Annotated in this window: 21 protein-coding genes and 1 pseudogene; 10 read left to right on the forward strand and 12 right to left on the reverse strand. The window is 72.7% G+C overall.

What is annotated here, in order from left to right; all coding sequences use genetic code 11:
• Positions 1-201 precede the first annotated feature (201 nt).
• The 7 genes from ACFCV8_RS05715 to ACFCV8_RS05745 all read right to left on the reverse strand — a co-directional run bounded on the left by ACFCV8_RS05715 (position 202) and on the right by ACFCV8_RS05745 (position 7,745).
• Positions 202-324, reverse strand: a complete 123-nt coding sequence (locus ACFCV8_RS05715; protein ID WP_376683977.1) for a hypothetical protein — start codon at positions 322-324, stop codon at positions 202-204.
• Positions 325-590: 266 nt separating this feature from the next.
• Positions 591-734, reverse strand: a complete 144-nt coding sequence (locus tag ACFCV8_RS05720; RefSeq protein WP_376683978.1) for a hypothetical protein — start codon at positions 732-734, stop codon at positions 591-593.
• Between the two features lie 23 nt (positions 735-757).
• On the reverse strand, positions 758-889 hold the full coding sequence (locus ACFCV8_RS05725) for a hypothetical protein (protein WP_376683979.1): 132 nt from the start codon (positions 887-889) through the stop codon (positions 758-760).
• Positions 886-3,621 (reverse strand): class III lanthionine synthetase LanKC, encoded by a 2,736-nt coding sequence (gene lanKC, locus ACFCV8_RS05730; protein WP_376683980.1) that lies wholly within the window; start codon positions 3,619-3,621, stop codon positions 886-888. Before lanKC ends, ACFCV8_RS05725 begins: the two co-directional genes overlap by 4 nt.
• Positions 3,622-4,142: 521 nt before the next feature.
• Positions 4,143-4,283: a hypothetical protein gene (locus tag ACFCV8_RS05735; RefSeq protein ID WP_376683981.1), complete on the reverse strand. Its 141-nt coding sequence runs from the start codon at positions 4,281-4,283 to the stop codon at positions 4,143-4,145.
• Positions 4,284-4,397: 114 nt separating this feature from the next.
• Positions 4,398-4,616: a hypothetical protein gene (locus tag ACFCV8_RS05740; RefSeq protein ID WP_376683982.1), complete on the reverse strand. Its 219-nt coding sequence runs from the start codon at positions 4,614-4,616 to the stop codon at positions 4,398-4,400.
• 258 nt (positions 4,617-4,874) lie between these two features.
• Positions 4,875-7,745, reverse strand: a complete 2,871-nt coding sequence (locus ACFCV8_RS05745; protein WP_376683983.1) for a BTAD domain-containing putative transcriptional regulator — start codon at positions 7,743-7,745, stop codon at positions 4,875-4,877.
• A gap of 178 nt (positions 7,746-7,923) precedes the next feature.
• Between ACFCV8_RS05745 and ACFCV8_RS05750 the strand changes: the two genes are divergently transcribed.
• Complete coding sequence (locus ACFCV8_RS05750; protein ID WP_376683984.1) at positions 7,924-8,709, forward strand: SAM-dependent methyltransferase; 786 nt, start codon at positions 7,924-7,926, stop codon at positions 8,707-8,709.
• 215 nt (positions 8,710-8,924) lie between these two features.
• On the opposite strand, the gene ACFCV8_RS05755 is transcribed toward ACFCV8_RS05750, so the two are convergent.
• On the reverse strand, positions 8,925-9,485 hold the full coding sequence (locus ACFCV8_RS05755) for a flavoprotein (RefSeq protein WP_376683985.1): 561 nt from the start codon (positions 9,483-9,485) through the stop codon (positions 8,925-8,927).
• A complete protein-coding gene (locus ACFCV8_RS05760; RefSeq protein WP_376683986.1) occupies positions 9,482-10,696 on the reverse strand; it encodes a helix-turn-helix domain-containing protein in 1,215 nt (404 codons plus the stop codon). The genes ACFCV8_RS05755 and ACFCV8_RS05760 overlap by 4 nt, the downstream gene beginning before the upstream one ends.
• Before the next feature lie 797 nt (positions 10,697-11,493).
• Between ACFCV8_RS05760 and ACFCV8_RS05765 the strand changes: the two genes are divergently transcribed.
• Entirely contained in the window at positions 11,494-12,681 is a 1,188-nt protein-coding gene (locus ACFCV8_RS05765) for a serine hydrolase domain-containing protein (protein WP_376683987.1), read from the forward strand.
• Positions 12,682-12,764: 83 nt separating this feature from the next.
• Here ACFCV8_RS05765 and ACFCV8_RS05770 read toward each other — a convergent pair whose 3' ends face one another.
• A complete protein-coding gene (locus ACFCV8_RS05770; RefSeq protein ID WP_376683988.1) occupies positions 12,765-13,280 on the reverse strand; it encodes a DUF2231 domain-containing protein in 516 nt (171 codons plus the stop codon).
• A 295-nt stretch (positions 13,281-13,575) separates the two neighbouring features.
• Between ACFCV8_RS05770 and ACFCV8_RS05775 the strand changes: the two genes are divergently transcribed.
• The 3 genes from ACFCV8_RS05775 (at position 13,576) to ACFCV8_RS05785 (ending at position 16,696) form a co-directional block, all read left to right on the forward strand.
• Positions 13,576-14,310 (forward strand): response regulator transcription factor, encoded by a 735-nt coding sequence (locus tag ACFCV8_RS05775; protein ID WP_376683989.1) that lies wholly within the window; start codon positions 13,576-13,578, stop codon positions 14,308-14,310.
• Positions 14,311-14,390: 80 nt separating this feature from the next.
• Positions 14,391-15,812 carry a sensor histidine kinase gene (locus ACFCV8_RS05780; protein WP_376683990.1) on the forward strand — a complete coding sequence of 474 codons (1,422 nt, stop codon included), beginning with the start codon at positions 14,391-14,393 and terminating at the stop codon, positions 15,810-15,812.
• A 68-nt stretch (positions 15,813-15,880) separates the two neighbouring features.
• Positions 15,881-16,696, forward strand: a complete 816-nt coding sequence (locus ACFCV8_RS05785; RefSeq protein ID WP_376683991.1) for an exodeoxyribonuclease III — start codon at positions 15,881-15,883, stop codon at positions 16,694-16,696.
• A gap of 20 nt (positions 16,697-16,716) precedes the next feature.
• On the opposite strand, the gene ACFCV8_RS05790 is transcribed toward ACFCV8_RS05785, so the two are convergent.
• A complete protein-coding gene (locus ACFCV8_RS05790) occupies positions 16,717-18,027 on the reverse strand; it encodes a DUF6193 family natural product biosynthesis protein (RefSeq protein WP_376683992.1) in 1,311 nt (436 codons plus the stop codon).
• Between the two features lie 75 nt (positions 18,028-18,102).
• Here ACFCV8_RS05790 and ACFCV8_RS05795 point away from each other — a divergent pair.
• A pseudogene (locus ACFCV8_RS05795) lies at positions 18,103-18,754 on the forward strand (XRE family transcriptional regulator).
• A gap of 5 nt (positions 18,755-18,759) precedes the next feature.
• Positions 18,760-19,230: an NUDIX hydrolase gene (locus ACFCV8_RS05800; RefSeq protein WP_376683993.1), complete on the forward strand. Its 471-nt coding sequence runs from the start codon at positions 18,760-18,762 to the stop codon at positions 19,228-19,230.
• Positions 19,231-19,329: 99 nt separating this feature from the next.
• Here the strand turns inward: ACFCV8_RS05800 and ACFCV8_RS05805 are convergent, their stop codons facing one another.
• Positions 19,330-19,995: a MerR family transcriptional regulator gene (locus tag ACFCV8_RS05805; protein ID WP_376684038.1), complete on the reverse strand. Its 666-nt coding sequence runs from the start codon at positions 19,993-19,995 to the stop codon at positions 19,330-19,332.
• 180 nt (positions 19,996-20,175) lie between these two features.
• On the opposite strand from ACFCV8_RS05805, the gene ACFCV8_RS05810 reads away from it, so the two are divergent.
• Genes ACFCV8_RS05810 through ACFCV8_RS05820 form a run of 3 tightly spaced genes read left to right on the forward strand, consistent with a single transcriptional unit; the run spans position 20,176 to position 23,632 of the window.
• Positions 20,176-21,705, forward strand: a complete 1,530-nt coding sequence (locus ACFCV8_RS05810) for a flavin-containing monooxygenase (protein WP_376683994.1) — start codon at positions 20,176-20,178, stop codon at positions 21,703-21,705.
• Positions 21,702-22,742: an alpha/beta fold hydrolase gene (locus tag ACFCV8_RS05815; protein WP_376683995.1), complete on the forward strand. Its 1,041-nt coding sequence runs from the start codon at positions 21,702-21,704 to the stop codon at positions 22,740-22,742. Before ACFCV8_RS05810 ends, ACFCV8_RS05815 begins: the two co-directional genes overlap by 4 nt.
• Positions 22,739-23,632 (forward strand): SDR family oxidoreductase, encoded by an 894-nt coding sequence (locus tag ACFCV8_RS05820; RefSeq protein ID WP_376683996.1) that lies wholly within the window; start codon positions 22,739-22,741, stop codon positions 23,630-23,632. Before ACFCV8_RS05815 ends, ACFCV8_RS05820 begins: the two co-directional genes overlap by 4 nt.
• The last annotated feature ends 4 nt before the right edge of the window (positions 23,633-23,636 follow it).

Raw genomic sequence — 23,636 nt, forward strand, 5'->3', positions numbered from 1 at the left:
GAGCTGAGGCCGTCGGCCGCCTGGTCGTCCTGCGGGCCCTCGGGGAGGTCGAGGTTCTGGAGGTTGAGGATCGCCTTCATGGTGTTCTCCTTCTGCTGCGAGCGTTGGTGTGCGTGAGGTGTTTCGGGCCGTGGCCGGGGCCGGGGCCGTGGCTGTGGCCGTGGCTGTGGCTTTGGCCGTGGCGGTGCGGGGTGCGGTGGATCAGGACTCGGTGCCGCCGCCGTTGTTGCAGAACATGCTGATCGAGCTGAGGCCGTCGGCCGCCTGGTCGTCCTGCGGGCCCTCGGGGAGGTCGAGGTTCTGGAGGTTGAGGATCGCCTTCATGGTGTTCTCCTTCTGGAATGAACGGGGGATTCTGATGATGTTTTGGGGCGTGGGGTGCGGGGGTGGGGCGGTGGGAAATTCGGGACGATCAGGTCTCGTCCTCGAAACCGCAGTGGAGAATGGAGCTGACGGCGCTGCTGGCGAGGGCGTTGTCCTCGTCGGGGGCGAGCTGGGGGCTGACGTTCTGCAGAGCGAGGATGGTCCTCATGGCATGGCCTGCTTTCCTGGTTGTGGTGTTCATGGGTGCGGGTTCAGGGGCGCGGTTCTCAGACCTCGGTACCGGTGCCGCCCCCGCCGCCCCCGCCGCCGTTGTTGCAGCCGATGCTGATCGAGCTGATGCCCTCGGCGATCTCGTCGTCCTGCGGGCCGCCGGTGACTTTGAGGTCCTGGAGCCTGAGGATCAGGTTCATGGCTTCTCTCCTTCTTCTCGGGACTATTCGTCGGTGTTGTCGGAGGCGCAGTTGAAGCTCATGGAGCTGTGGATGACGCCGGGGTCGAACGGACCTCCGTAGCCTTCCGGGGGGTGGTCGGTGGCGAGGTTCTGCAGGGCGAGGACCGCGTTCATCCCTCCTCCTTCTCCTTCGACGGGGTTCCGGCGGAGGCGCGGGCGGCCTCGGCGGGAGCTTCGGTGCCCTCGCAGGCCCAGACGCTGTGCGGATCCTCGGTGGGAGCGATGCCGCGTGGTGCGCTGCCGTGCGGGGCGGTGGCGGACGCGGCGGCCCGCGGCGTACGGGCCGGGGCGCCGGGCCGGTCCAGCAGGGGCAGGGCGGGGAGCCGTCCCGCCACGGTGTGCAGGGTGTGCAGGATGCCCGCGCTGCCGGTGGCCAGATCCATGGAAAGACGCAGGTTCTGGTCGCCGGTGGTGGCGATGCCGCCCTCGTGGTCCAGTGCGTGCCAGGCGAGGTCGCGGACATGGCCGGCGAGGGCCGCCGTGCGCCGTGGATTGTTCTCGGCGGCACGGTTGTGGGCCAGGGCGGCGGCCAGCCCGGCCCTGCCGAGGAACAGCCCGCTCTGGATGGTGAAGCTCAACTCCGTGGCCGCGTGCAGGGATTCGAGGGTGGCGTCGAGCTGCTCGTCGGGCCGGTGGAGCAGATAGGCGTGGAGCGCGAGGGCGATTCCCGCGCTGCCCTGCCCGAGGTACGGCAGCAGCCGCCGGCCGTCGTTGAGATTGAGTACGGAGTCGGCCTCCAGGCAGTGGTCCAGATCGAGCTGGAGGGACTGGCGGGCCAGGTCCAGATAGCGCTCCTCGCCGGTGTCCTCGTACAGGCTGACGAAGAACAGGGCGGGGCCGCTCCAGCCGCGCAGCAGTCCGGCGCTCCGGGCGGGGGTGCGGGTGACGGTGGCGAGCCGGGCCGCGAGGCGGTCGCCGGTGTCCAGGACGTGGGCGTGCAGGCCCGGTTCGTCGAGGGCGCGGGCGAAGTGCCGCAGGTTGAGGCCGATACCGGCCAGCCCGTCGTGCAGGCCGATCGGGGCGGCGTCGTCGGTCAGGTCGATGGCCCGGTCGAGCACTTCCAGGGCCTGCGCGGTGCGGCCGACCAGATGCAGGGTGTAGGCCGCGCCGTGCAGCCCGTCGTACAGTCCGGGCCGTGGGCCGGTGGCGCGGTGGGTGGCCTGCCAGAGCCATTCGTGGTGTTCCGGATCGGTGGGGTGGCCGGTGGCGGCCAGGGCGTAGAGGACACCGGCGGCGCCGTGCGCCAGGGTGTAGCCGCCGTCGTGCAGCGCGGCGGGGTCACCGGGGAAGAGCCGGTCGGTGCGTTCGGGCGTGGCGGCGGAACGGATCGCGGCGACCAGGCGTTCCTCCAGCTCGCGGGCGTGCTCCGAGGCCGGGTCGGCGGCGGTGGCGGCGAAGAGTTCGGGCACGGAGCGGTCGGTACGGGCGGTGACACCCGGTGGGGTGAGTCCGGCGCGTACCCGGCTCGGGAACTCCTCCGGAAGGTCGAAGAGGCGGGTCGCCGCCTCGGCGAGCTGTCCGGCGCGGGCCGGGTCCAGCTCCAGCGTCATGGTGAGCGGAAGGAACAGCGAGAGCCGCAGGCAGTCCAGGGCGTAACGGTCGCGGTCGAATCCGGTGGCGTGTGCGGCGACGTACCCGGGGGTGCCGATGCTGGGCACGGCCTCACCCGCGTCGGGCCGGTACGAGATCTCGAAGTCCACCAGGGCGACGCGCCCGTCCGGGCGGACCATCACGTTGGTGGGGCTGAGGTCGCCGAACACGGTGCCGGTGGCGTGGACGGCCTCCAGGACGCGTTCCAGCTGATCGAGGACGTCCAGCGCCCGGTCCGCGTACTCCTGCCGCTGCTGGGCGGTGGCGTGCGGTCTGACCAGCGGGTTGGCGGTGGCCGTGAAGCGCTGGAGGGTCTCTCCCTCGATGTATTCCTGGACCAGGAAGTGGTGCTCCCAGGCGGTGAACGTGCCGAGCAGTTCGGGTACGCAGTCCAGGTGGGCGAGCCGTCGCAGGGTGGCGGCCTCGCGGTGCAGCCGGGTGACCGCGTCGTCCCCCGCGCCGTCCAGCCCGGCGAGCGGCCGGGCCTCCCGCAGCACGACCTGGCGGCCGGTCGCGTCGTCGGTGGCGAGATAGACGCCCCCGCCGTTGGAGTAGTGCAGGGCCCGTTCCACCGTGTACGGGAAGGCGGGGTCGTCCTGGGCCGCGTCACGGGCGTCGATCTGCGCGGCGACGAAGCCGGGCACCGGCGCCCAGTCGGGGACCTGGAAGACCGGGGTGCGCTCGTCGGGCACCAGTACCCCGTCGGGGCGGGAGACGGCGGGGCTCCGGTCGCCGTTCTCGGTCAGGCACTCGCGGCGGGCGAACCCGCCGTAGCGCAGGTAGAGGGGGCCTTCCCGCCACCGCAGGTCGCTGAGGATGTACGGGCCGGGGCGCCCGGCGAGCAGCGGATCGAGGTCGTCGAGGGTGCGCTTCAGGTCGGCCTCGTCGACCGGGTAGAGGGTGATGAGTTTGCCGCTGCTGCCCCGGGGGGCGTACTTCGCGTTCATCGCCCGGTGCACCTGGGGGTGGGGCAGGAACTTGAAGGACAGCGAGCGGGAGACGCAGTAGTCCCAGACCGTGTCGATGACCTCGGCGGCGTCGGAGGCCGTGGCGGAGACGTGGATCTTCCAGCCCTGGGCGGGCAGTTGCACGTGCTCGGGGTGGACGTAGAGCCAGACGCTGCTCTCGGTGCGGCGCCAGCCGGGCGGTGCGGGGCGCTCGGTGGCGGGGAACGGCGAACCGGTGCGGGCGGTGTCGTTGCTCTCGTAGAACGGCTCGTCCGCCCGGCAGTAGGCGAGGTGGTTGATTCTCTCCACGGGATTCTCCTCGGGGTGCGCCGGGGTGCGGCGGCGTGACGGATCGCCGGCCGACCGGGGCGGGGCGGACAGGGCGGGGTACGGAAGGAAGAGGGGCGGCGCGGTACGGCGCGGGAGCGGGCTGCCCGGGGAAGCGGGAGGCTCACCGCGTGAGGGGCCGCGGGGGGTGGTGAGGCGTCACGAAGGTCCGCGGGGGATCGTGGGGCGTCACGAAGGTCCGCGAAGGATCATGAGGATCATGAGGGGCTGCGAGGAATCGCGAAGGGCCGCGAGGGCTCGGGTGGGGGCCGCAGCGGACCGCGAAGGCGCGGGAGACCGCGAAGCGCGACGCGGATCGGCGGGCCGGGAAGCCATCGGCCGGGAAGTCGCCGGCCGGGAAGCCGTCGATCGGGAAGTCGCCGATCGGGAAGTCATCGGCCGGGCTGCCGGATCAGCGGGTCGACGGGGCCGCGGGCCGAAGGGGCTGAAGCGGCCGGGTGGACGGGCGGGTCACGGAACCGCGGGGGCGGGCGCCGCGCCGGTCACAGCACCACGACCTGCTCCGGTCCCATGTCCGGCCAGGGAAGGGCGCCGTCGGCGGCCGGACCGCCCTCCTCGTCCTGGCGGGGGTCGTAGAAGCGGTCGAAGAACGGGTCGTGGGCGGAGCTCGAGAACGCGTGCACGAGGATCATCTCCCTGAGGTGTGGGCTCGAACGGGGTTCTTCCGGGTGTACGGGACCAGGGGGCCGAGGCGCGAGGCGTGAGGCGCGAGGTGCGTACGGGGCGGAGGCCCGGGACTACTGGACCGGGCAGCCGGCCGGGACGGGGCGGGTGTTGCAGCTCGGCTCGCCCCAGCCGGTCTCGTCGCCGTCCGGCGCGGGGAGGGGGGTGAACGCGGTGGTCGAGACCGGGGCGGACGTCGCCGTCGTACCCTCCGCCGCGTAGGAGGCGCTCGCGCCGCCCAGGACGAAAGCCGTCGCCGCAGCCACTGCCACCACTCGGATCGCGTTGCGCATGTTCATGTCTCCCCACATCTCGATCGGCTCCGGTCCGGGTCGGTCCGGATCGTTTCGGTTCGGGTTCCTCCGGGATTCTCCGGCGGCCCCTTCCTTCTGATGAAGAGACTGCCGCCCCGGCGGCACCGGGACCATACGGCCGATCCGTCCTGAACGTGCAGCCCGGTTGAGAGGGGATGACAATCCGGTACGAACCCTCATCGAACCACCCACCGGACACCTCTCCGGAACCCGCCCACAAGCTGCAGACCCATCCGGTCAGGGAGACAAAACGGACCGATCGTCGTCCTCGGGCCGCACCGGCGGGGCCACCGCCCCTCCCAGGGAGGCGAGTTGGGACCTGGCCCGGTCCACGCCCTCCTGGAAGCCCTGACGGGTGGCCTCCGCGAGCGCCTGGCGTACGCAGCGCTCCGCCGCGTCCCGCTCGCCCAGCGCGAGCAGCGCCTCGCCCCGGCTCAGCCGCAGGGTGGCCCGGCGCATCACGCCCAGGCCGGTCGTCACCCCCTGGCCGTCGAGCGCCAGCGCGTACGCCGTGCAGCGTTCCGCCGCCGCGATGTCGCCCCGGTCCAGGAGCTGGTACGTGCGGTGCTGGAGGGCGAGGAGTTCGGTGAGTACGTCGTCGGCCTCGCGGGCCAGCCGGACGGCGCGGGTGACATGGTGCAGCGAGGTGTCGGTGACCCCGTCCGCGTCCAGCGCGACCGCCAGGTTGATCAGTGCGATCGCCTCGCCCGACGTGTCGTGCGCGCGGGCCGCGAGGGCCGGAGCCGGCTCCAGCCGGGCCAGCGCCTCGGAGAGCCGCCCCTCCCTGGTCAGCACCCAGCCCAGCAGCGCCCGCACCCGGGACTCCGCGTCCGGGTCGTCGAGCAGCCTGCTTGCCTCCAGGGCCTGTTCGAGCAGCGGCACCCAGCCGTCCCGGACGCTCCACACCACGTACGGCCACTGGAGTACGACCAGGCGCCAGGCCCGGTCGTCGTGGCCCGCCGCGCGGGCGGCGGACACCGCGGCGGCCAGGTTCTCGCGCTCCACCGCGTACCAGCGCAGGGCGTCGTCCCGGTCCGCGAAGGTCCGCACCGGGAGGTCCGCCGCGGCGTCCCCGGGCAGGGCGCAGCACGGCTTCTCGCCCGGTTCGGCGGCCAGCGACGCGGCGAGCGCGGTGGCCGTGCAGCCGTCCAGCAGCCGCAGCAGCGCCCCGTCGTCGGTGACGAGACCGCGCGCGTACAGCCGGACGAGGTCGTGCAGGGAGTAGCGGCCGGGGGCGTGCTCGGTCACCAGATGGGCCCCGGCGAGCCGGTCGAGCGCCTCGGCGGCCACGGCGGGCGGGCGGCCCAGCAGCGCGGCGGCGGCGTACCGGTCGAGGTCCGGCCCGGGCACCACCCCGAGCAGGGCGAAGAGCCGCATCGCCTCCGGCGCCAGCCCCTGCACGGTGATCCGCAGCGCCGCCGCGACCCCCGAGTCCTCCGCGTCGTCGAGCGAGAGCAGGGCCAGCCGGCGCTGCTCGTCGGCGAGTTCGGCCGCCAGATCGGCGAGCCGCCAGTACGGGCGGGCCGCGAGCTGGGCCGCCGTGATGCGCAGCGCGAGCGGCAGCCCGTCGCAGAGCCGGGCCAGCCGGTCCGCCGCCTCGGGCTCGGCCGCCACCCGCTCCTCGCCGACCGCCGCGGCGAGCAGTTCGGTGGCGGGTACGGGGCCGAGGACGTCGAGCGGCACGGGCCGGGCCAGCTCCTCGACGATCAGCCCGCCGAGCCGGGTGCGCGAGGTGACCAGGACGGCCGAGCCGGCCCCGGCGGGCAGCAGCGGGCGGACCTGGCCGGGGCCGCGCACGTTGTCCAGTACGACCAGGAGTGCGCGCTCGGAGGTCAGTTCGCGGTACAGGGCGGCGGCGCAGGCGGCGGACTCGGGCAGCCTGCGCGCGGGAACCCCGAGCGCGAGCAGGAACTCCCGTACGGTCTCGGCCGGTTCGGCCGGTACGCCGCCGAAGCCGCGCAGGTCGGCGAAGAGGGTGCCGTCCGGGTAGCGGGACTGCGCGTGGTACGCCCAGTGGAGCGCGAGCGCGGTCTTGCCGACCCCGGCGGGGCCGGTGACCAGCGCGACGGTGCCGGCCCCGGTGATCCGGTCCAGGGCGTCCAGCTCCGTGTCCCGGCCGAGGAACCCCTTGACCCCGCGCGGCAGCAGCCGCGGCACCGTCCCGGCCCGCTCCGGGCTCTCCCGCACGCGTGCCGGGCCCGCGGCCGACCCGGCAGCGGCCCCCGCGACCGCCCCCGTGACCGACCCGGCGGAAGAGTCCGCGGCAGCCCCCGCAGCCGACCCCGGACCCGACCCCGACTCCGCACCGGAGCAGGCCTCTTCCCGGCCCCCCGGTACTCCGCGCCCCGGCCGCCCCGGCGCCTCCCCGGCCCCACCGCGAAGGATCGCCTCGTACGCCCCCCGGAGCCCCGGCCCCGGGCCGACGCCCAGCTCGTCGGCGAGCAGGCAGCGGGTGCGGTGGTAGTGGTCGAGCGCGTCCGACCGGTGCCCCGCCCGGTCCAGCGCCACGACCAGCGCCTCGGCCAGCGATTCGCGCAGCGGGTGCGCCACCGCCTCCGCCTGGAGCACCGCGATCGCACCCGCCCGGTCCCCGAGCCGTTCGTACGCCTCCGCCAGGCTCTCCGCGACCTCCAGCCGCTCCTCCTCCAGCGCCTGCGCGGCGGCCAGCAACGAGGCGCTCGGGGCGGTGCCGTCGAGCGCCGGGCCGTGCCACAGGGCGAGCGCCTCGCCGAGGTCGGCCACCGCGTCGGCGGCCCGCTGCCGGGACCTGCCGCGCCGGGCCAGCCACTCGAAGCGGTACGTGTCGAGCAACGCCTCCGGCACCTCGAACACGTACGACGGGCCCCGGGTCACCAGGCCCACCCCGTGCTCCGCGGCACCGGCCGAGGACAGTAGGGCCCGCAGCCGCGACACATGGCCCTGGACGACCGTACGGGCATGGGCGGGCGGCGCCGTGTCCCAGACCGTGTCGATCAACTGGTCCACGGAGACGGCGGAGTTGGCCCTGAGGAGCAGCGCGGCGAGCACGCTGCGCCGCTTGGCCGGACCCAGCTGGACCCCACCCGCCCCGGTGACGACGCCCACCGTGCCGAGCAACCGGAATTCCATCGCCGCCTCCCCAACGGTCCCGGGGCCGTTACCCCGGAGGCCGTTACCCCGAAAGGCCGTGCTCCCGAGGCCGTACCCAGGACCGATGATCTTACGAGCCCTGCCGTGGGCCCAGGGAACCGAGTCACTTACGCTGGGCGCGTTCGCACGAGTGAGGAAGCCCGCGAGGAGGCGCCCCGTGCCGGTCGACACGCCCGAGCCCCGGATCGACACCAGCAAGCCCCACCCCGCACGCGTCTACGACTGGCTGCTGGGCGGCAAGGACAACTACCCCGTCGACCAGGCGGTGGCGGAGAAGCTTCCGGCGGAGGCGCGCGGCAACGCGGCACGGAACCGGGCCTTCATGCACCGGGCCTCCGCCTGGCTGGCCCGCGAAGGCGTCGACCAGTTCCTCGACATCGGCACCGGCATCCCCACCGAACCCAACCTCCACCAGGTCGTCCAGCGGATCACGCCCACCGCCCGGATCGTCTACGCCGACAACGACCCGATCGTGCTGCGCCACGCGGAGGCGCTGCTGATCAGCACGGCGCAGGGCGTCACCGACTACATCCACGCCGATGTACGCAGCCCCGAAGCGATCATCGAGCACGCCCGCACGCTGCTCGACTTCGACCGGCCCATCGCCCTCTCGCTCATCGCGCTGATGCACTTCCTGCCGGACGACCAGGACCCGTACGGCCTCACCCGCACCCTCGTCGACGCCCTGCCCCGGGGCAGCTGCCTGGTGCTCTCGCACGGCACGGCCGACCAGCACCCGGAGCTCCGGGCGGCGACCGAGGACGCGTACAAGAAGGGTGCGATCCCGCTGCGGATGCGGACCCGGAGCGAGGTCGAGCCCTTCTTCGAGGGCCTGGAGCTGGTCGAGCCCGGCCTGGTCTTCGCCACGGAGTGGTACCGCGACACCCCCGCACCGGTCCAGGAGCGCAGCGGCTTCTACGTGGGCGTGGGCCGGGTCCGCTGAGCCGTCGCGGTCAGGGCTCCGCGGGTTCGAGCCCTCGGCCTCGTGCCGGGACCGCCCGGTGACCTCGGCGTGCGCGGCGGTCGACGTCCGCGCCCGGGCCGCGGTCTCCACCGTCGGACGGTTCCTCCACCGCTCCGCTCACGTCACTTCGCCGAGCCGGACCAGCCGGACCAAGCCGGATCGGCCGGATCGGCCGGATCGGCTCGTCATCCGGTTCACCCGTCATGACGGGGCTCGCGCGGTGCCTGCCCGGCGAGCTTCGTGACCGCGTTCACCGCGGCGCGCCATGGGTAGTCCCCCGGCGCACCCTGTTTCGGCGGGTGCGACACGTACCCGTCCGGCCCGTCCAGATAGAGCACACCTTGCGCTCGTAGGTCCGCGATGCTGCGAGCCACGGCGGGCTGCGCGGCCTGAGCACGGTTGAAGTACGGCATGGCCACCACCGGTACACCGAGGTGAACGCCTTCGGACACCAGGCCCAGGGCGACCGTGTCGGCTATCCCGTTGCCCCATTTGTTCAGGCTCGTGCAGGACAGCGGAGCCACGAGCATGGCGTCCGCCTTCGGCAGCGCGTCGCGTTCTCCGGGCAGTTTGTACTGCGAGCGGACCCGGTGACCGGTCAGGTCCTCCAGCTCCGCGAGGCGCGGCTCCCACCACCGGGCGGCGGCCGGGGTCAGCACCAGGCAGGTGTCCCAGCCGAGGGCCTGTGCCTGCCTGACGCCGTTGTCCACGTACTGCGTGGGGCCGGCCGCGCAGGCGATGAGGTACAGGATCATGCGGGGAGTCCACACCGCGCGGCCAAGCGGCGCAAGTCTCCGGCCGGGGCCGGAGTCGCTCCGGCCACGTCGGAGACGAGGTCGATCGTGGACTGCCGGCCGATGACCTCTTCCGGAGCCAGCCGGGCTGCTTCGATCAGCGATTCGGCCGCGGCCTCCTTCCGCCGTGTCAGGAGTTGAGCGTGTGCCAGCGTGATGAGGTGCTGCGCCCGGCGCTCCTTCGACAGCCCGTGCAGCGCCTCGCTCCCGACCTTTTCGGCGGCCCTGAGCGCTGAATCCGCATCATCGAGCCTGGCCAGCACGTCCACCCGGTGCAGTTCGACGTTGGTGGGCCCGAACATGGTGTAGTCCTCGTCGAGGTCGGCGCCTTGTCGGTCAGCCACCTCGAAGGCTCGGTCCACGTGCTCACCCGCCTGACGCACTGCGGTCGGCGACCGCCCCGAGGACGAGGCCGCGACCGCGGCGGACAGGTACAGCATGCCGAGCGTCGAGAGTCCCATCGGCCCGCCGCCCTCCAGCTCCGAGGCCAGGCGCCGCGCCGCACCTGTGGCGAACTCCATTGCTGTTCGCGGCTGTTGTTGGTGGACGAGTGATTTCGCCACCCGTCTCGATGCCGCACCGATCGCGATCGGGTCGCCGGACCTCTCTGCCGCGGCCAGGGCCCGGTCGGCGACGACCGCCGCCTGCACCGCCGTTGCCGGGCCGTACTTGTGGAGGAACGAGGCCGCCAGTTGGAGGACCCGTGAATGCAGAGCGTGAGCTTCGCCGGCATCGGCACCAGCCCCCGCGGCGAGCCGCCTGGACCCGGTGATCAGCATGGGCAGGTCGCGGCCGAGCGCCCCGTAGTGGCACGCCTGGAACGCCTCGCAGCAGTAGACGAGCCGACGTCTCAGTTCCGCGAGCGTCGGGGCATCCCCGTCCTCCCTGTCCTCGCGGTACAGGACATCGATCACGGCGAGTGCCTCGACAGGCGGCGTGGTTGCCGGGACCGGTTCCGGGGGCCCGTCCATCAGAAGTTGCTCCAGCGGGATACGCAGTACCTCGGCCGCGCGCACCAGGACGGACAGCCGCGGGTCCTGCTGGCGCTGCCCGCCTTCCAGGTCCTGCACCCACCTGCGGGTCCGCCCCATCAGGCGGCCGAAATCCGCTTGTGTGAAGCCGCGGAACCCTCGCCAGTAGGCGATGCGGCGGCCGATGTGTCCAGTCTCCACCGAGCACCCCCGAACAGGGCACGCACCGTGCGTGCCCATGCCCGTTCTACCCGGCCCTACGGTGCGCGTACTGGAGATCCGCGGAGATCCCACCAGCAGGGAGCAGGGGCCGTCATGACGATGACCATCAGGGTGTACGAGGTCGACCGGCACGGTTCCACGACGCGCGTCGTGAAACCCACCACCGAGGTCGTTCCGGTCGATCACGTCGCCCTCTGCCACGCGTACCCGGCGTGCCGGTGCGAGCGGTGCACCGGCGCGGGCGGCTGGTGCGACTGGCACAAGGGGCCGTCCGGAACTGCCGTCCCGGTCGATGCCGCCGGGGAGGGACGGGGCCCGGACGCTCCGCGGTACGCGTGTGCGCCATGCCGTCGGCAGCGCGGTCTTCGGCCGGCGGGGGAGCGGTGACCGCGTCGGCCCGTACCGGCCTCGCGCCCGCGTGCCGCACCGGGGTCCACGCCGAATGCCCCGGGCCGGTCGACATACGGGTACGGGACGCCGTGGTCGAGCGCCTCCGCTGTGCCTGCCCGTGCCACGCCCGGCCCCACGCGCAGCGGAGAAGGAACGACGAGTGAGGACCCCCCACGACGCGCCGGACCCGGAGCGAGGTCGAGCCCGGCCTGGTCCTCGCCACGGAGTGGTACCGCGACACCCCCGCACCGGTCCAGGAGCGCAGCGGCTTCTACGTGGGCGTGGGCCGGGTCCGCTGAGCCGTCGGAGCGAGTCCGCCCCGGACCGATGAGTCCGGGGCGGGGCGGCGGTCCGCCTTCCGTACGGACGGACGGGAAGGTGGACCGATGAATGATCTGCGCGAGCTCCTGACGAGGACGACGGGCCCCGGACACGAGGGTGGCGGGGCGGCGCCCGGGGCGGTGGGCCTGGTGGCCCGGGGTGACCGGGTCGAAGTGGCGGCGGTCGGCACCGCGGAGGAGGGCGGCGCGGTCCCGATGGCCCGGGACACCCTCTTCCGGATCGCCTCGCTCACCAAACCGCTGACCGCCGCGGCCGCCATGCTGCTGGTCGAGGAGGGCCGGATCGCGCTGGAGGAGCCGGTACGCCAGTGGCTGCCGGAGCTCGCGGAGCCGAAGGTGGTCCGCACCCCGGGCTCCCCGCTCGACGACGTGGTACCCGCGAACCGGGCCGTCACCGTCGCCGACGTGCTCGCCTCCCGGGCCGGGTACGGCTTCCCGGCGGACTTCTCGCTCCCCGCCGTCCAGGCGCTCTTCGGCGAGCTGAAGCAGGGGCAGCTGCGGCCGCAGCACGTCCCGGACCCGGACACCTGGATGGCCGCGCTCTCCCGCATTCCGCTGCTCCACCAGCCGGGCGAGGCCTGGCTGTACAACACCTGCTCCGACATCCTCGGCGTGCTGATCGCCCGGGTCGCGGGGCGGCCGCTGCCCGAGTTCCTCGCGGAGCGGCTGTTCGCCCCGCTGGGCATGACCGACACCGGTTTCGCCGTACCGCCCGGAAAGCTGGACCGGTTCACCGGCTACTACGGCCCCGCCCCGGACGACGGCGAGGACGGTGACGGCGGCCTCCGGCTGCTGGACGCCCCCGACGGCCAGTGGAGCAGCCCGCCCGTGTTCGCCTCCGGCGCGGGCGGTCTGGTCTCGACCGTCGACGACTGGTACGCCTTCGCCCGGATGCTGCTCGCCGACGGGCACGCGGCGGCCACGGGGCGCCGGCTGCTGTCCGCCGGGTCGGTGCGGCTGATGACCACCGACCACCTGACCCCGGCGCAGCGCGAGGACGCCGCGCTGTTCCTGGAGGGCCAGGGCTGGGGCTTCGGCGGCTCGGTCGACGTACGGGCCACCGAACCCTGGAACGTACCGGGGCGCTACGGCTGGGTCGGCGGTACGGGTACCGCGGCCCACCTCACCCCCGCCACCGGCACGGTCGCCGTGCTGCTGACCCAGCTCGCCATGACCGACCCGGCCCCGCCCGCCTCGACGCGGGCCTTCTGGCGCTACGCGTCCGGCACCTGAGCCCGGGGCCGGCCGGCACGGCCGGACCGGCCGGGGCGGTGGGACCGCTCCCGGGCGGCCGACGTGACACGGCCGTCCGTTCGTCAGCCGCGGTCGGAGCGGGCGGTGGTGGAGTAGGCGTCGTGCCAGGCGGCCTTGGCGCCGGAGTCGCCGATCCGGTACACCTGCACGCCCGCGCCGACTCCGACGACGAGGGACAGCACCGAGGCGGCGACACGCAGCGGTACACCCACCGTGCCGGCCGGTCCCGCGGCGCCGGGTGTCCGGCGGGCGGCGCCGCGGTGGAGCCACCACACCGCCGCGGACACCAGGAAGAGCCCGACGGACCAGGGAAGCAGCCCGTCGCCGAGTTCCGCGTGCCTGCGGACCAGCGCGTCACTTCCCACGTGCCGCTCCAGCCACTCGCCGGCGTCCGTCGTCAGCGGAACGGCGATCAGGGACACCAGGGCGAGAACGGGCAGCGCACTTCCGAACCGGCGCATGACGGGGGGCAGCGCGGCGCACAGCACCAGGGCGAGAGCGGTGAGGGGTACCAGGACCACGACGACATGCACGAGCAGGACATGTGCCGGGACGCCGTTGATCAGATCGAGTTCCACAGGGGGCTCCTTCGGGGTCGGTGTTCGATGCGGGGCGGGCCCTGCGGTGGTGGTGAACACACAGGTCACGGGGCGCCTCCGGACGGGGCGCGCCACGGCGCTGGGTGGCCACCCTCACAGCCCGACCTCTGTGAATCCTCTGAACCCGCGAGCCGTCGGCGTCCCTGACGCCGCCGCGGAGGAGGTCCGGAGGAATCCCGGAAGAATCCCGGAGGGAACTCGGAGGGAACTCAGAGAGAACTCAGAGGTACGGCCCGCCCCGCCGGGGCCCGTGGCGGGGCATGCTGACAGGACCATGGACGAGCCGCGTACGACACCGCTTCTGCACCGACCCGACGGGGAGCCCGTACGGATACTCGTCGTCGACGACGAACCCGATGTCACCGACGTCCTGGCAGGAGTGATGGCCGGCGAGGGCTGGGAGGTCCGCACCGCCCCCGACGGCACGACCGCGCTCGCCACCGCCCATGACTTCCACCCCGACGCGGTGGTCCTGGACTGGATGCTGCCGGACCTGAACGGGCTGCAGGTCCTGCGGGCACTGCGCCGCGAGGAGCCGGGCGTGTGCGTGCTCTTCCTCACCGCCCGCGACGCGGTCGAGGACCGTATCGCGGGCATCACCGCCGGTGGCGACGACTACGTCACCAAGCCCTACAGCCTGGAAGAAGTCCTCGCCCGGCTCCGCGGGCTGCTGCGCCGAGCGGGCATGACCGCCGCGCGGGGAACGGACCAGCTGGCCGTCGGTGACCTCGTCATGGACGAGGACGCCAGGGAGGTCAGGCGCGGCGGGTCCGTCATCGACCTGTCCCGCACCGAGTTCGAACTCCTCCGCTTCCTCATGCGCAACCCGCGCAGGGTCCTGTCCAAGGCGCAGATCCTCGACCGGGTCTGGGCCTACGACTTCGGCGGCCGCGCCCACGTCGTCGAGCTCTACATCAGCTACCTGCGCAAGAAGATCGACGCCGGACGGACGCCGATGATCCACACGGTGCGCGGTGTCGGCTACGTACTCAAGCCGGACGTGTCGTGAGGCGTCCGTCGCCCCGGCGCCGGCGCGGCCTGCTGCCCCGGCCCTTGAGCGGCCTGCGGCCCCGTACCCTGCACGGCCCGTTGCCCCGTACCCTGCGCGGCCAGCTCACGGCGGGGCTGGTCACCCTGCTCGCCCTGGCCTGCCTCGCTGTCGGCGTCACCACCGCGCTCGCGCTGCGCGGCTTCCTCGTGGGCCGCCTGGACGACCAGCTGGCCGCTTCCGACGGCCGGTTCGCCGCCAGCCTGGAGCACGAGGCCAGGCCAGACGCCGACAACCGCCCCGACATCCGCGGCCAGGCCGAATCAACCTTCGGCGCCCGCCTCCTGAACGGGACCGTCGCCCGGGCCGCCGTCGTCGACGGTGTCACCGACCGGCCCCTCCGGCTCACGCCCCGGGACCGCCGTGCCCTGGCGGGAATCCCCGTCGACGGAACCGGGCACAGCATCCGGCTCTCCGCTCCGGGGGCCTACCGCGTCACGGCCGTCCGGGGCGACGACCAGGACATCCTGGTCACCGGCCTGCCCCTGCACCCGGTGGAAGAGACCGTCCACCGCCTCGAAGCGGTGGAAGCCGTCCTGTTCGGCGCCGCACTCGTGGCCACCGGCCTCGCCGGAGCCCTGTGGGTACGGATCTCCCTGCGCCCCCTCCAGAACGTCACCGCCCGCGCGGTGGAGGTGGCCGGACTGCCACTCGCCAGCGGGGAGGTCGCCATGCCCGGACCGCTCCCCGACACCGACCCGCGCACCGAGGTCGGCCAGGTCCGTACCGCCTTCGACCACATGCTCGGCCACGTCGAGGACGCCCTCACCCGCCGCCAGGCCGGCGAGGAACGGCTCAGGCGCTTCGCCGCCGACGCCAGCCACGAACTGCGCACCCCCGTGGCCAACATCCGTGGCCACGCCGAGCTCGCCCTGCGCCACCACAGTTCCGTCCCCGCGGAAGTCCGCCACGCCCTGGAGCGCATCGACGGCGAGTCGCGGCGCATGACCCGGCTCGTCGACGACCTGCTTCTCCTCGCCCGCCTGGACGCCGGACGCCCCCTCGAACACGAGCCCGTCGACCTGACCCTGCTGATCCTCGACGCGACGGACGACGCCCGCGCCGCGGGCCCCGGCCACCACTGGATGCTCGACCTTCCGGAAGAACCCGTCACCGTGACCGGTGATGCCCACCGTCTCCAGCAGGCCATCGGCAACCTCCTGGCCAACGCCCGCACCCACACCCCGCCCGGCACCGATGTGACCGTCACCCTCACCACGGGTGACGGCCTGGTTCGCGTGAACGTGAGCGACAACGGCCCCGGCATCCCCGAAGAGGTCCAGCCCGAAGTCTTCGGACGGTTCGTCCGCGCCGACCACGCCCGCTCCCGAAGCGCCGGAAGCACCGGAAGCACCGGTCTGGGCCTCGCCATCGTGCACGCCGTCCTGACCTCCCACGGCGGAACCGCCGCCGTCACCAGCCGCCCCGGGCACACCGTCTTCCGCCTCGCGCTCCCCGGCTGACGTCCCCGCCCCCGTGCGCGCCTTCCGGCGTTACGCGTCCGGCGCCCGGCCTCGGTATCGTCGGGTGAATGCTCACTGTGTCCACTGCCAATGTGAACGGGCTCCGTGCCGCCGCCAAGAAGGGCTTCGTCGAGTGGCTGGCCCGGACCGAAGCCGATGTGATCTGCCTCCAGGAGGTGCGGGCCGAGCCGGGCCAGCTGCCCGGGGAGGTACGTGACCCGGCGGGCTGGCACACCGTGCACGCCCCGGCCGCCGCCAAGGGCCGGGCCGGGGTCTCCCTCTACACCCGGCGCGCGCCGGAGCGGGTGCAGGTCGGCTTCGGTGGGTTCGGGATCGCCGGGAGCGACGAGTTCGACACCAGCGGGCGCTACGTCGAGGCCGACCTGCCGGGCGTCACGGTCGCCAGCCTGTACCTGCCCTCCGGCGAGGTGGGCACCGAGAAGCAGGAGGAGAAGGAGCGGTTCATGGCCGCGTTCCTCCCGTACCTGAAGGGCCTGAAGGAGCGGGCCGCGGCCGGCGGCCGAGAGGTGCTGGTCTGCGGCGACTGGAACATCGCCCACCAGGAGGCCGACCTGAAGAACTGGCGCGGCAACAAGAAGAACTCCGGGTTCCTCCCCGAGGAGCGCGAGTGGCTGACCCGCGTCTTCGACGAGGCCGAGTACGTCGACGTCGTACGCGCCCTCCACCCCGACCAGGAGGGCCCGTACTCCTGGTGGTCCTACCGCGGCCGGGCCTTCGACAACGACACCGGCTGGCGGATCGACTACCAGGTCGCGACGCCGGGCCTGGCCGGGCGCGCGGTGAAGGCCCTGGTGGAGCGGGCCGAGACGCACGCCGAGCGCTGGAGCGACCACGCGCCCGTGACGGCAGTCTTCGACCTCTAGGCGGCTGGTCAGGTCGTTCATCAACCGCCGAGCGTGACCGGGGCGAGGCCGGGCGGCAGGTGGCGCACGGCCGCTGCCACCGCATCGCGTGCCGTGCTGAACTGAACGCCGCCCGTGCCCGTTATGGTCTTGGAAACTGAGTACTCGTCGACACCCTGAGCGATCAATATCGGTCCCACGACAGCAAGCCCGGGCCGGGTTTTGGCGGAGAAACGCAAGGCCCAGTGGCTGGTAAAGGGGTACAGGTTGCGTAGCGCCGGTTCGGCGTGGGCCGCTTCCACCAGGGCCTGATAGGCGGGTCCCCAGGGGTATTCCAACTCGCTCGCCTCCGTGCGCAGGTGGTGCCATTCGCTTTCCGTCAGGCGGGAGGGGTCGAGGTCTGGGACCTCGAAGCGGCCGCTCAGGTGCACGAACGGGGCGTCTCGTGGGATGTCGCTGAGTGCTTCTCCGTCGTGCCATGCCCGCATGGCTGCGGCGATCTGCACCGGGTCCTCCGTCGTGCCTCCGACGAGTTTCAGGTCCTGGAACGACTCGGTACCCCTGATCGACCATCGCCGCTCGTGGTGCCAAGCGTTGATCTGCAATGGGTTGCGGTGCCGCAGCGTGGACTCGACCGACGTAAACATCAGTGGCTCGGCTTCCGAGCTCACCATCGGGATGCCAGTCAGGCGGCCCTCTGCCACAGCCTGCAGAGCGGCGCTGAGGCTGCCATGGGCCGCGATGTCGGGGTACAGGACGGCTGGATCAGGAGGTATGGGCACAGGTCCCGATTGTGCCTGACGCGTCACGCCGTGGGTACGTCTCATGGGACGCGTCATCCAGAGCTGAGGAGTGCGACCCGCTGAGCGGTCTTGCTCGCCGTCGCTCAGCGGGCCGGGGTCAACGTCGGTGGCCAGCCTCGCACCGGTCGCACCGGCAGGGGGGGGCCATGCGGAGGACACCAGCGGAGCCAGGTCGTCCGAGCCGTGTACGGCTTGCTGCGGGCCGAATGTGCGCCCGCTGTTCCGAGAGACGCGGATCGTCATCAACGGACGCTCAGCCGTTCTCCGCGCGGTCACCGCGTCACCTTGAGGCAAGCCACGTGTCGGTAGATCACCGTGGGCGCAGCGGACGGGCGTTCCAAGGTGCCGCGCATCAGTCTTGAGTGGCCCGCGCGTTTCCTTGGCCAGATCAGCGACCAGGCCACGCGCAGACGGCGTGTAGCGAACGGTCTCGGGAGACGCCTTGTACGCGCGGCTCATCCAATGCAGCGCGCCCGCAGGGTCCTTGCGCTGACGCTGGGCACGGGCCAGCTCCACCAGGACGCGCGAACGGCGTTCCATGCTGGGCATGGCGTCAAGGTCGATGGACTCGGCGCGGCTGAGGGCAGTTCCCGGGGTGCGGAGATCCACACCGACGCTGACCGCATGGAAGTCCGTGTTGGCGCGACCGAACACCGTCCATGTGTGGGCGTAGTCGCTGGGCAGTCGTTCGGCCGTGCGGTCGGCTTCGTCCTCTGGCCGGCGCTCCGGCAGGCCCGCGCCGCACGCGCCGTCAGTCCCGAACTGGTCGCTCTGTACGGGCAACGGGCGGATCTTCCTGTTTCGGTCTTCGTGAAGCTCCTCTCCGGGGCGGGGCGTCGGATCGACATCCTGGTGTACGCGGCCGTCTTCCTGCACGAGGCATACCCCCCGTCTCAATGACCTCCTGCGTGAACGCGCGGACGAAGGCTGCGCGATCCGTATCGCGGTGTGCGACGCCGATGACCCCAAGGTCCAGCAGCGCGGACGGGAAGAGAAGTTCGGCCACGGCATCGAATCCCGCTGCCGTCTCGTGCTCCTGCACTACCGCCCCCTCGTGGGCGTGCCGGGGATCGAGCTACGCACGCACGGAACGACCCTCTACAACAGCTTGTACCGAGCCGACGACCAGATGTTGGTCAACACGCATCTATGGGGCGTCAACGCCTACGGTGCGCCCGTGTGGCACCTTCGGCGCCACGGCGGCGGAGGCATGTTCGACACCTACGCGGGGAGCTTCGACGCCGTATGGGACACGGCGCGCCCCGTGGAAGGCTGAGCGGCATGGCCCGAACCGAGTACTACGACGATCCGGATGCCCCCCGGCCGAACAGTCTGGTGGTGGCGGCCTCCGCCGCGGTCACCGACGGGGACGGTCGCGTCCTTCTCCAGCGGCGCCGGGACAACGACTTGTGGGCGCTGCCGGGCGGGGCGATGGACATGGACGAGTCCCTGCCCGGCACGGCGGTGCGGGAGGTGAGGGAGGAAACCGGTCTGAACATCGAGATCACGGGGCTCGTCGGCACGTACACCGACCCCCGTCACATCATCGCGTACGGTGACGGAGAGGTGCGCAGGCAGTTCAACGTCTGCTTCACCGCCGAGGTCGTCGGCGGCTCCCTGGCCATCTCGGACGAGAGCACGGAACTCCGTTTCGTGACACCCGAAGAACTCGACTCGCTCCCCATGCACCACACGCAACGACTGCGGATCAGGCACTTCCTGGAGCGTCGTGCCGCCCCGTACCTGGGGTAGGGGCAGCGCGCTGTGGAGGGGTACGGGGCCGTGCGGGGCGGGCAGGATTCCGGGGTGCGATCAAGGAAGTTGCCGTGCCCGGACCCGTACCGACGGCCGTCAGGCGGGCTTTTTGGGCTCCCCGGCAGGCTCGTCCGGCTTCGACGGCGGCTCCCCGCGCAGGCGGCGGTCCAGGGCCATGGACAGTTCGGCGTCCACCACCGCGCGGGCCAGCGGGCGGAGCTGGGCCGGTTCGGGCTCGTGGCTGTGTTCCCGCAGGACGTCCACGAAGAGTTCCGCGAGCGCGTCCGCGTGTTCGCGGACCCGGCGCCCGGCCGCCAGCACCGTGGCCAGCGGCACGCCCTCCCGTACCAGCTCGGACGACACGTCCAGCAGGCGGCGGCTGATGTGGACGATCTCCTCGCCGTCGGTGGCGAGGTAGCCGAGTTCGAGGGCGGTCGCCAGGTTCTCGGTGGTGGTCTCGCCCTCGAAGTAGTCCGCGAGCTGCTCGGGCGTGAGGTGGACCGGGGTCTCCTCGCTGGGCTCGCCCAGCCCCAGCACCTCGGCGACGTCCCGGCCGCTCTCGAAGGTGCGGGCCAGGTCGGCGATCCCGGTGAGGGTGTGGCCGCGCTCCAGCAGGCCCGTGATCGTCCGCAGCCGGGCCAGGTGCCGGTCGTCGTACCAGGCGATGCGCCCCTCGCGGCGGGGCGGCGAGATCAGCCCGCGCTCCCGGTAGAAGCGCACGGTCCGCACGGGGATCCCGGCCTTCTCGGCCAGCTCCGCCATGCGGTACTCACGCTGCTCGTCGCGCTTCTCGCGTCCTTCGGCCACACCCGCACCCTATGTTGTACCGCCAGTAACTTTCCCCCGTCGTACCCCTACCCATCGGTACGGAGCTGCTCTACTCTCCCAACATTGCCAGTGATTGCTGGCAGAGTCGTGTGACGTACCGCGGGAGGCGGCAGCATGGCCGAGCACGAGCACGTACGGGTGGCGGTGATCGGATCCGGATTCGGGGGCCTCGGTGCCGCGGTCCGGCTGCGCCGCGAAGGAATTACGGACTTCGTCGTCCTGGAACGCGCCGACTCGGTCGGCGGCACCTGGCGCGACAACAGCTATCCGGGCTGCGCCTGCGACGTACCGTCCCACCTCTACTCGTTCTCCTTCGCGCCCAACCCCGACTGGCCGCGCACCTTCTCCGGGCAGCGGCACATCCGCGCGTACCTGGAGCACGTCGCGGACACCTTCGGACTGCGCCCGCACATCCGGCTCGGTCACGAGGTGACCGTCATGCGCTGGGACGGCACCGAGCTGCACTGGGTCATCGAGACGGCGAACGGGGCCACCCTCACCGCCGACCTCGTGGTCTCCGCCTGCGGCCCGCTCTCCGACCCGAAGATGCCGGACATACCCGGACTGGCCGACTTCCCCGGCAAGGTCTTCCACTCGGCCCGCTGGGACCACGGCGCCGACCTGGCCGGCAAGCGCGTCGCCGTCGTCGGCACCGGCGCCTCCGCCATCCAGATCGTGCCCGCGATCCAGCCGGAGGCCGGCCGCCTCACCCTCTTCCAGCGCACCCCGCCCTGGGTCATGCCCCGCATGGACCGGAAGATCAGCGGCGCCGAGCGCTGGCTGCACCGCGCCCTCCCGGCCACCGGCACCGCCCGCCGCGGACTGCTGTGGGGCATAAGGGAGTTGCAGGTCAGCGCCTTCACCAAGCACCCGGGCGAGCTGGGCCTGGTCGAGAAGATAGCGAAGGCCAACATGGCCCGCGCGATCAAGGACCCGGCGCTGCGGGCCAAGCTGACCCCCTCGTACCGCATCGGCTGCAAGCGCATCCTGCTCTCCAACACGTACTATCCGGCGCTCGCGCAACCCAACACGGACGTGGTCGCCTCCGGGCTGGCCGAGGTGCGCGGCTCCACGCTCGTCGCCTCCGACGGTACGGAGACCGAGGCCGACGTCATCATCTTCGGCACCGGCTTCCACGTCACCGACATGCCGATCGCCGAGCGTGTGGTGGGCGCCGAGGGCATCACCCTCGCCGAGCACTGGAAGGACGGGGTGCAGTCGCTGCGCGGCGCGGCCGTCTCCGGCTTCCCCAACTGGCTGTCGATCATCGGCCCGAACACCGGGCTCGGGAACTCCTCGATGATCCTGATGATCGAGTCCCAGCTGAACTACCTGGCCGACTACGTACGCCAGCTGGACATGCTGGGCGGCCGGGTCGCCCTCGACGCGCGGCCCTCCGCGCTCGGCGCCTGGAACCGCCGGGTGCAGGACCGGATGCGGCGCACCGTGTGGAACACCGGCGGCTGCGACAGCTGGTACCTGGACGCCAACGGCCGCAACACCACGGTCTGGCCCGGCACCACCGCCGACTTCCGCCGGGCCACCCGCACGGTCAACCTCGCGGAGTACCAGGTCGTACGCCCCCCGAAGCAGGCGCCCGCGGCCGGCGCGGCGGTCCCGCTCGCCGAGGAGGTCGTGGGGTGAGCAGACTCCTGCGGCGCGACGGCGCCCCACCGCCGCCGACGCGTGAACTCACCGTGCGCTCCGCCGACGGCGCCCGCCTCCACGTCGAGGTGCACGGCCCGGACGGCGCCCCCGCCGTGGTCCTCGTGCACGGCTGGACGTGCAGCACCCGTTTCTGGGACGCGCAGCTGAGGGACCTCGCCGCGGACCACCGGGTGGTGGCCTACGACCAGCGGGGCCACGGCGGCACCCCGGCCACCCCCGGGGGCTACAGCACCGACGCCCTCGCCGACGACCTCGAAGCCGTGCTCGCCGCCACCCTTGGGCCGGGGGAGAAGGCGGTGATCGCCGGGCACTCCATGGGCGGCATGACGATCATGGCCGCCGCCCGCCGGGCCGGGCTGCGCGAGCGCGCCGCCGCCGTACTGCTGTGCAGCACCGGCAGTTCGCGGCTGCCCGGCACATCGACCGTGCTGCCGTTCCCGGCGGGCAGGGCCCGGACCGCGGGGACCCGCGCGATCCTCGCGTCCTCGGCCCCGCTGGGCCCGGTCACTCCGATTACCCGCCGGGTGCTCAAGTACGCCACGATGGGAGCGGGGGCGGCCCCGGAGCGCGTCGCGCTCTGCGCCCGGATCGTGCACGCCTGCCCGCGGGCGGCCAGGTCCGGCTGGGGCAGGGTCCTCGCCGATCTCGATCTCGACGCGGGCGTACGGGAGTTGAGGGTGCCCACGGCCGTGGTCGCGGGCACCGCGGACCGGCTGACGCCGATCGGGCACGCCCGCGCCATCGCGGCGGCGCTGCCCGAGTGCCTGGGGCTCACCGAACTGACGGGCCTGGGCCACATGACACCCGTGGAAGCGCCGGAGGCGGTCACCGCGAAGATCCGGGAACTGGTCACCGCGTACCTCCCGGCAGGAATCCCGAGCCCGGACGGACGCACGGACGGACGCCCGGACGGACGCACGGACGGACACGCGGACGGACACGTAGACGGACACGTAGACGAACGCACAGGTGATGGCACGGACGGCACGGCCGAGAAGGAGGAAGTCGCATGAGCGGCAGGCGGAGTCTCGAAGGACAGGTCGTCGTCGTCACCGGCGCGGCACGGGGTGTGGGCGAGCTGCTGGCCCGCAAGCTGTCGGCGCGCGGTGCCAAGCTCGCGCTGGTCGGCCTGGAGCCGGACGAGCTGAAGAAGGTCTCCGAGCGGCTGCACACGGAGAGCGACCACTGGTTCGCGGACGTCACCGACCACGAGGCGATGGCCCGGGTCGCCCAGGAGGTCAAGGAACGGTTCGGCAAGGTCGATGTCGTCGTCGCCAACGCCGGGGTCGCGGCGGGCGGGCCGTTCGTCGACTCGGACCCGGAGGCCTGGCGGCGGGTCATCGAGGTCAACCTGATCGGCGGCGCGGTGACCGGGCGGGCCTTCCTGCCGGTCCTCATGGAGAGCCGCGGCTACTTCCTCCAGATCGCCTCGCTGGCCGCGATGACCCCGGCCCCGATGATGACGGCGTACTGCGCGTCGAAGTCGGGCGTGGAGGCGTTCGCGCACTGCCTGCGCGCCGAGGTCGGCTACCGGGGCGTGAAGGTGGGCGTCGGCTACCTGTCCTGGACCGACACGGACATGGTGCGCGGCGCCGACCAGGACGACGTGATGCGGGAGTTGCGTCAGCGGCTGCCCTGGCCGGCGAACCGCACGTACCCGCTGGGGCCCGCCGTCGACCGGATCGTGGCGGGCATCGAGCGCCGCGCCCCGCATGTGTACGCGCAGTGGTGGCTGCGCGGGATGCAGTCGGTACGGGGCTACCTGCCCTCGGTGATCGGAGTCGTCGGCCAGCGGGAGGTACGGAAGTTCGCCCCGCGGCTGGACGGCATCGGCAAGGGGCTGGTGGGCGCCGGGGGCGCCGCCGACCAGGACGCGAGGGCGGCGAACACGCAGCGTAAGTGATCGA

The organism is Streptomyces sp. NPDC056347 (genome assembly GCF_042262625.1).
GTDB lineage: Bacteria > Actinomycetota > Actinomycetes > Streptomycetales > Streptomycetaceae > Streptomyces.

Bases quoted from the DNA above. Each gene is read 5' to 3' on its own strand.
- ACFCV8_RS05715 (WP_376683977.1), bottom strand. From the start codon at position 324: ATGAAGGCGATCCTCAACCTCCAGAACCTCGACCTCCCCGAGGGCCCG.
- ACFCV8_RS05720 (WP_376683978.1), bottom strand. From the start codon at position 734: ATGAACCTGATCCTCAGGCTCCAGGACCTCAAAGTCACCGGCGGCCCG.
- ACFCV8_RS05725 (WP_376683979.1), bottom strand. From the start codon at position 889: ATGAACGCGGTCCTCGCCCTGCAGAACCTCGCCACCGACCACCCCCCG.
- ACFCV8_RS05740 (WP_376683982.1), bottom strand. From the start codon at position 4,616: ATGCGCAACGCGATCCGAGTGGTGGCAGTGGCTGCGGCGACGGCTTTC.
- ACFCV8_RS05745 (WP_376683983.1), bottom strand. From the start codon at position 7,745: ATGGAATTCCGGTTGCTCGGCACGGTGGGCGTCGTCACCGGGGCGGGT.
- ACFCV8_RS05755 (WP_376683985.1), bottom strand. From the start codon at position 9,485: ATGATCCTGTACCTCATCGCCTGCGCGGCCGGCCCCACGCAGTACGTG.
- ACFCV8_RS05765 (WP_376683987.1), top strand. From the start codon at position 11,494: ATGAATGATCTGCGCGAGCTCCTGACGAGGACGACGGGCCCCGGACAC.
- ACFCV8_RS05775 (WP_376683989.1), top strand. From the start codon at position 13,576: ATGGACGAGCCGCGTACGACACCGCTTCTGCACCGACCCGACGGGGAG.
- ACFCV8_RS05785 (WP_376683991.1), top strand. From the start codon at position 15,881: ATGCTCACTGTGTCCACTGCCAATGTGAACGGGCTCCGTGCCGCCGCC.
- ACFCV8_RS05790 (WP_376683992.1), bottom strand. From the start codon at position 18,027: ATGCCCAGCATGGAACGCCGTTCGCGCGTCCTGGTGGAGCTGGCCCGT.
- ACFCV8_RS05800 (WP_376683993.1), top strand. From the start codon at position 18,760: ATGGCCCGAACCGAGTACTACGACGATCCGGATGCCCCCCGGCCGAAC.
- ACFCV8_RS05805 (WP_376684038.1), bottom strand. From the start codon at position 19,995: ATGGCGGAGCTGGCCGAGAAGGCCGGGATCCCCGTGCGGACCGTGCGC.
- ACFCV8_RS05810 (WP_376683994.1), top strand. From the start codon at position 20,176: ATGGCCGAGCACGAGCACGTACGGGTGGCGGTGATCGGATCCGGATTC.
- ACFCV8_RS05820 (WP_376683996.1), top strand. From the start codon at position 22,739: ATGAGCGGCAGGCGGAGTCTCGAAGGACAGGTCGTCGTCGTCACCGGC.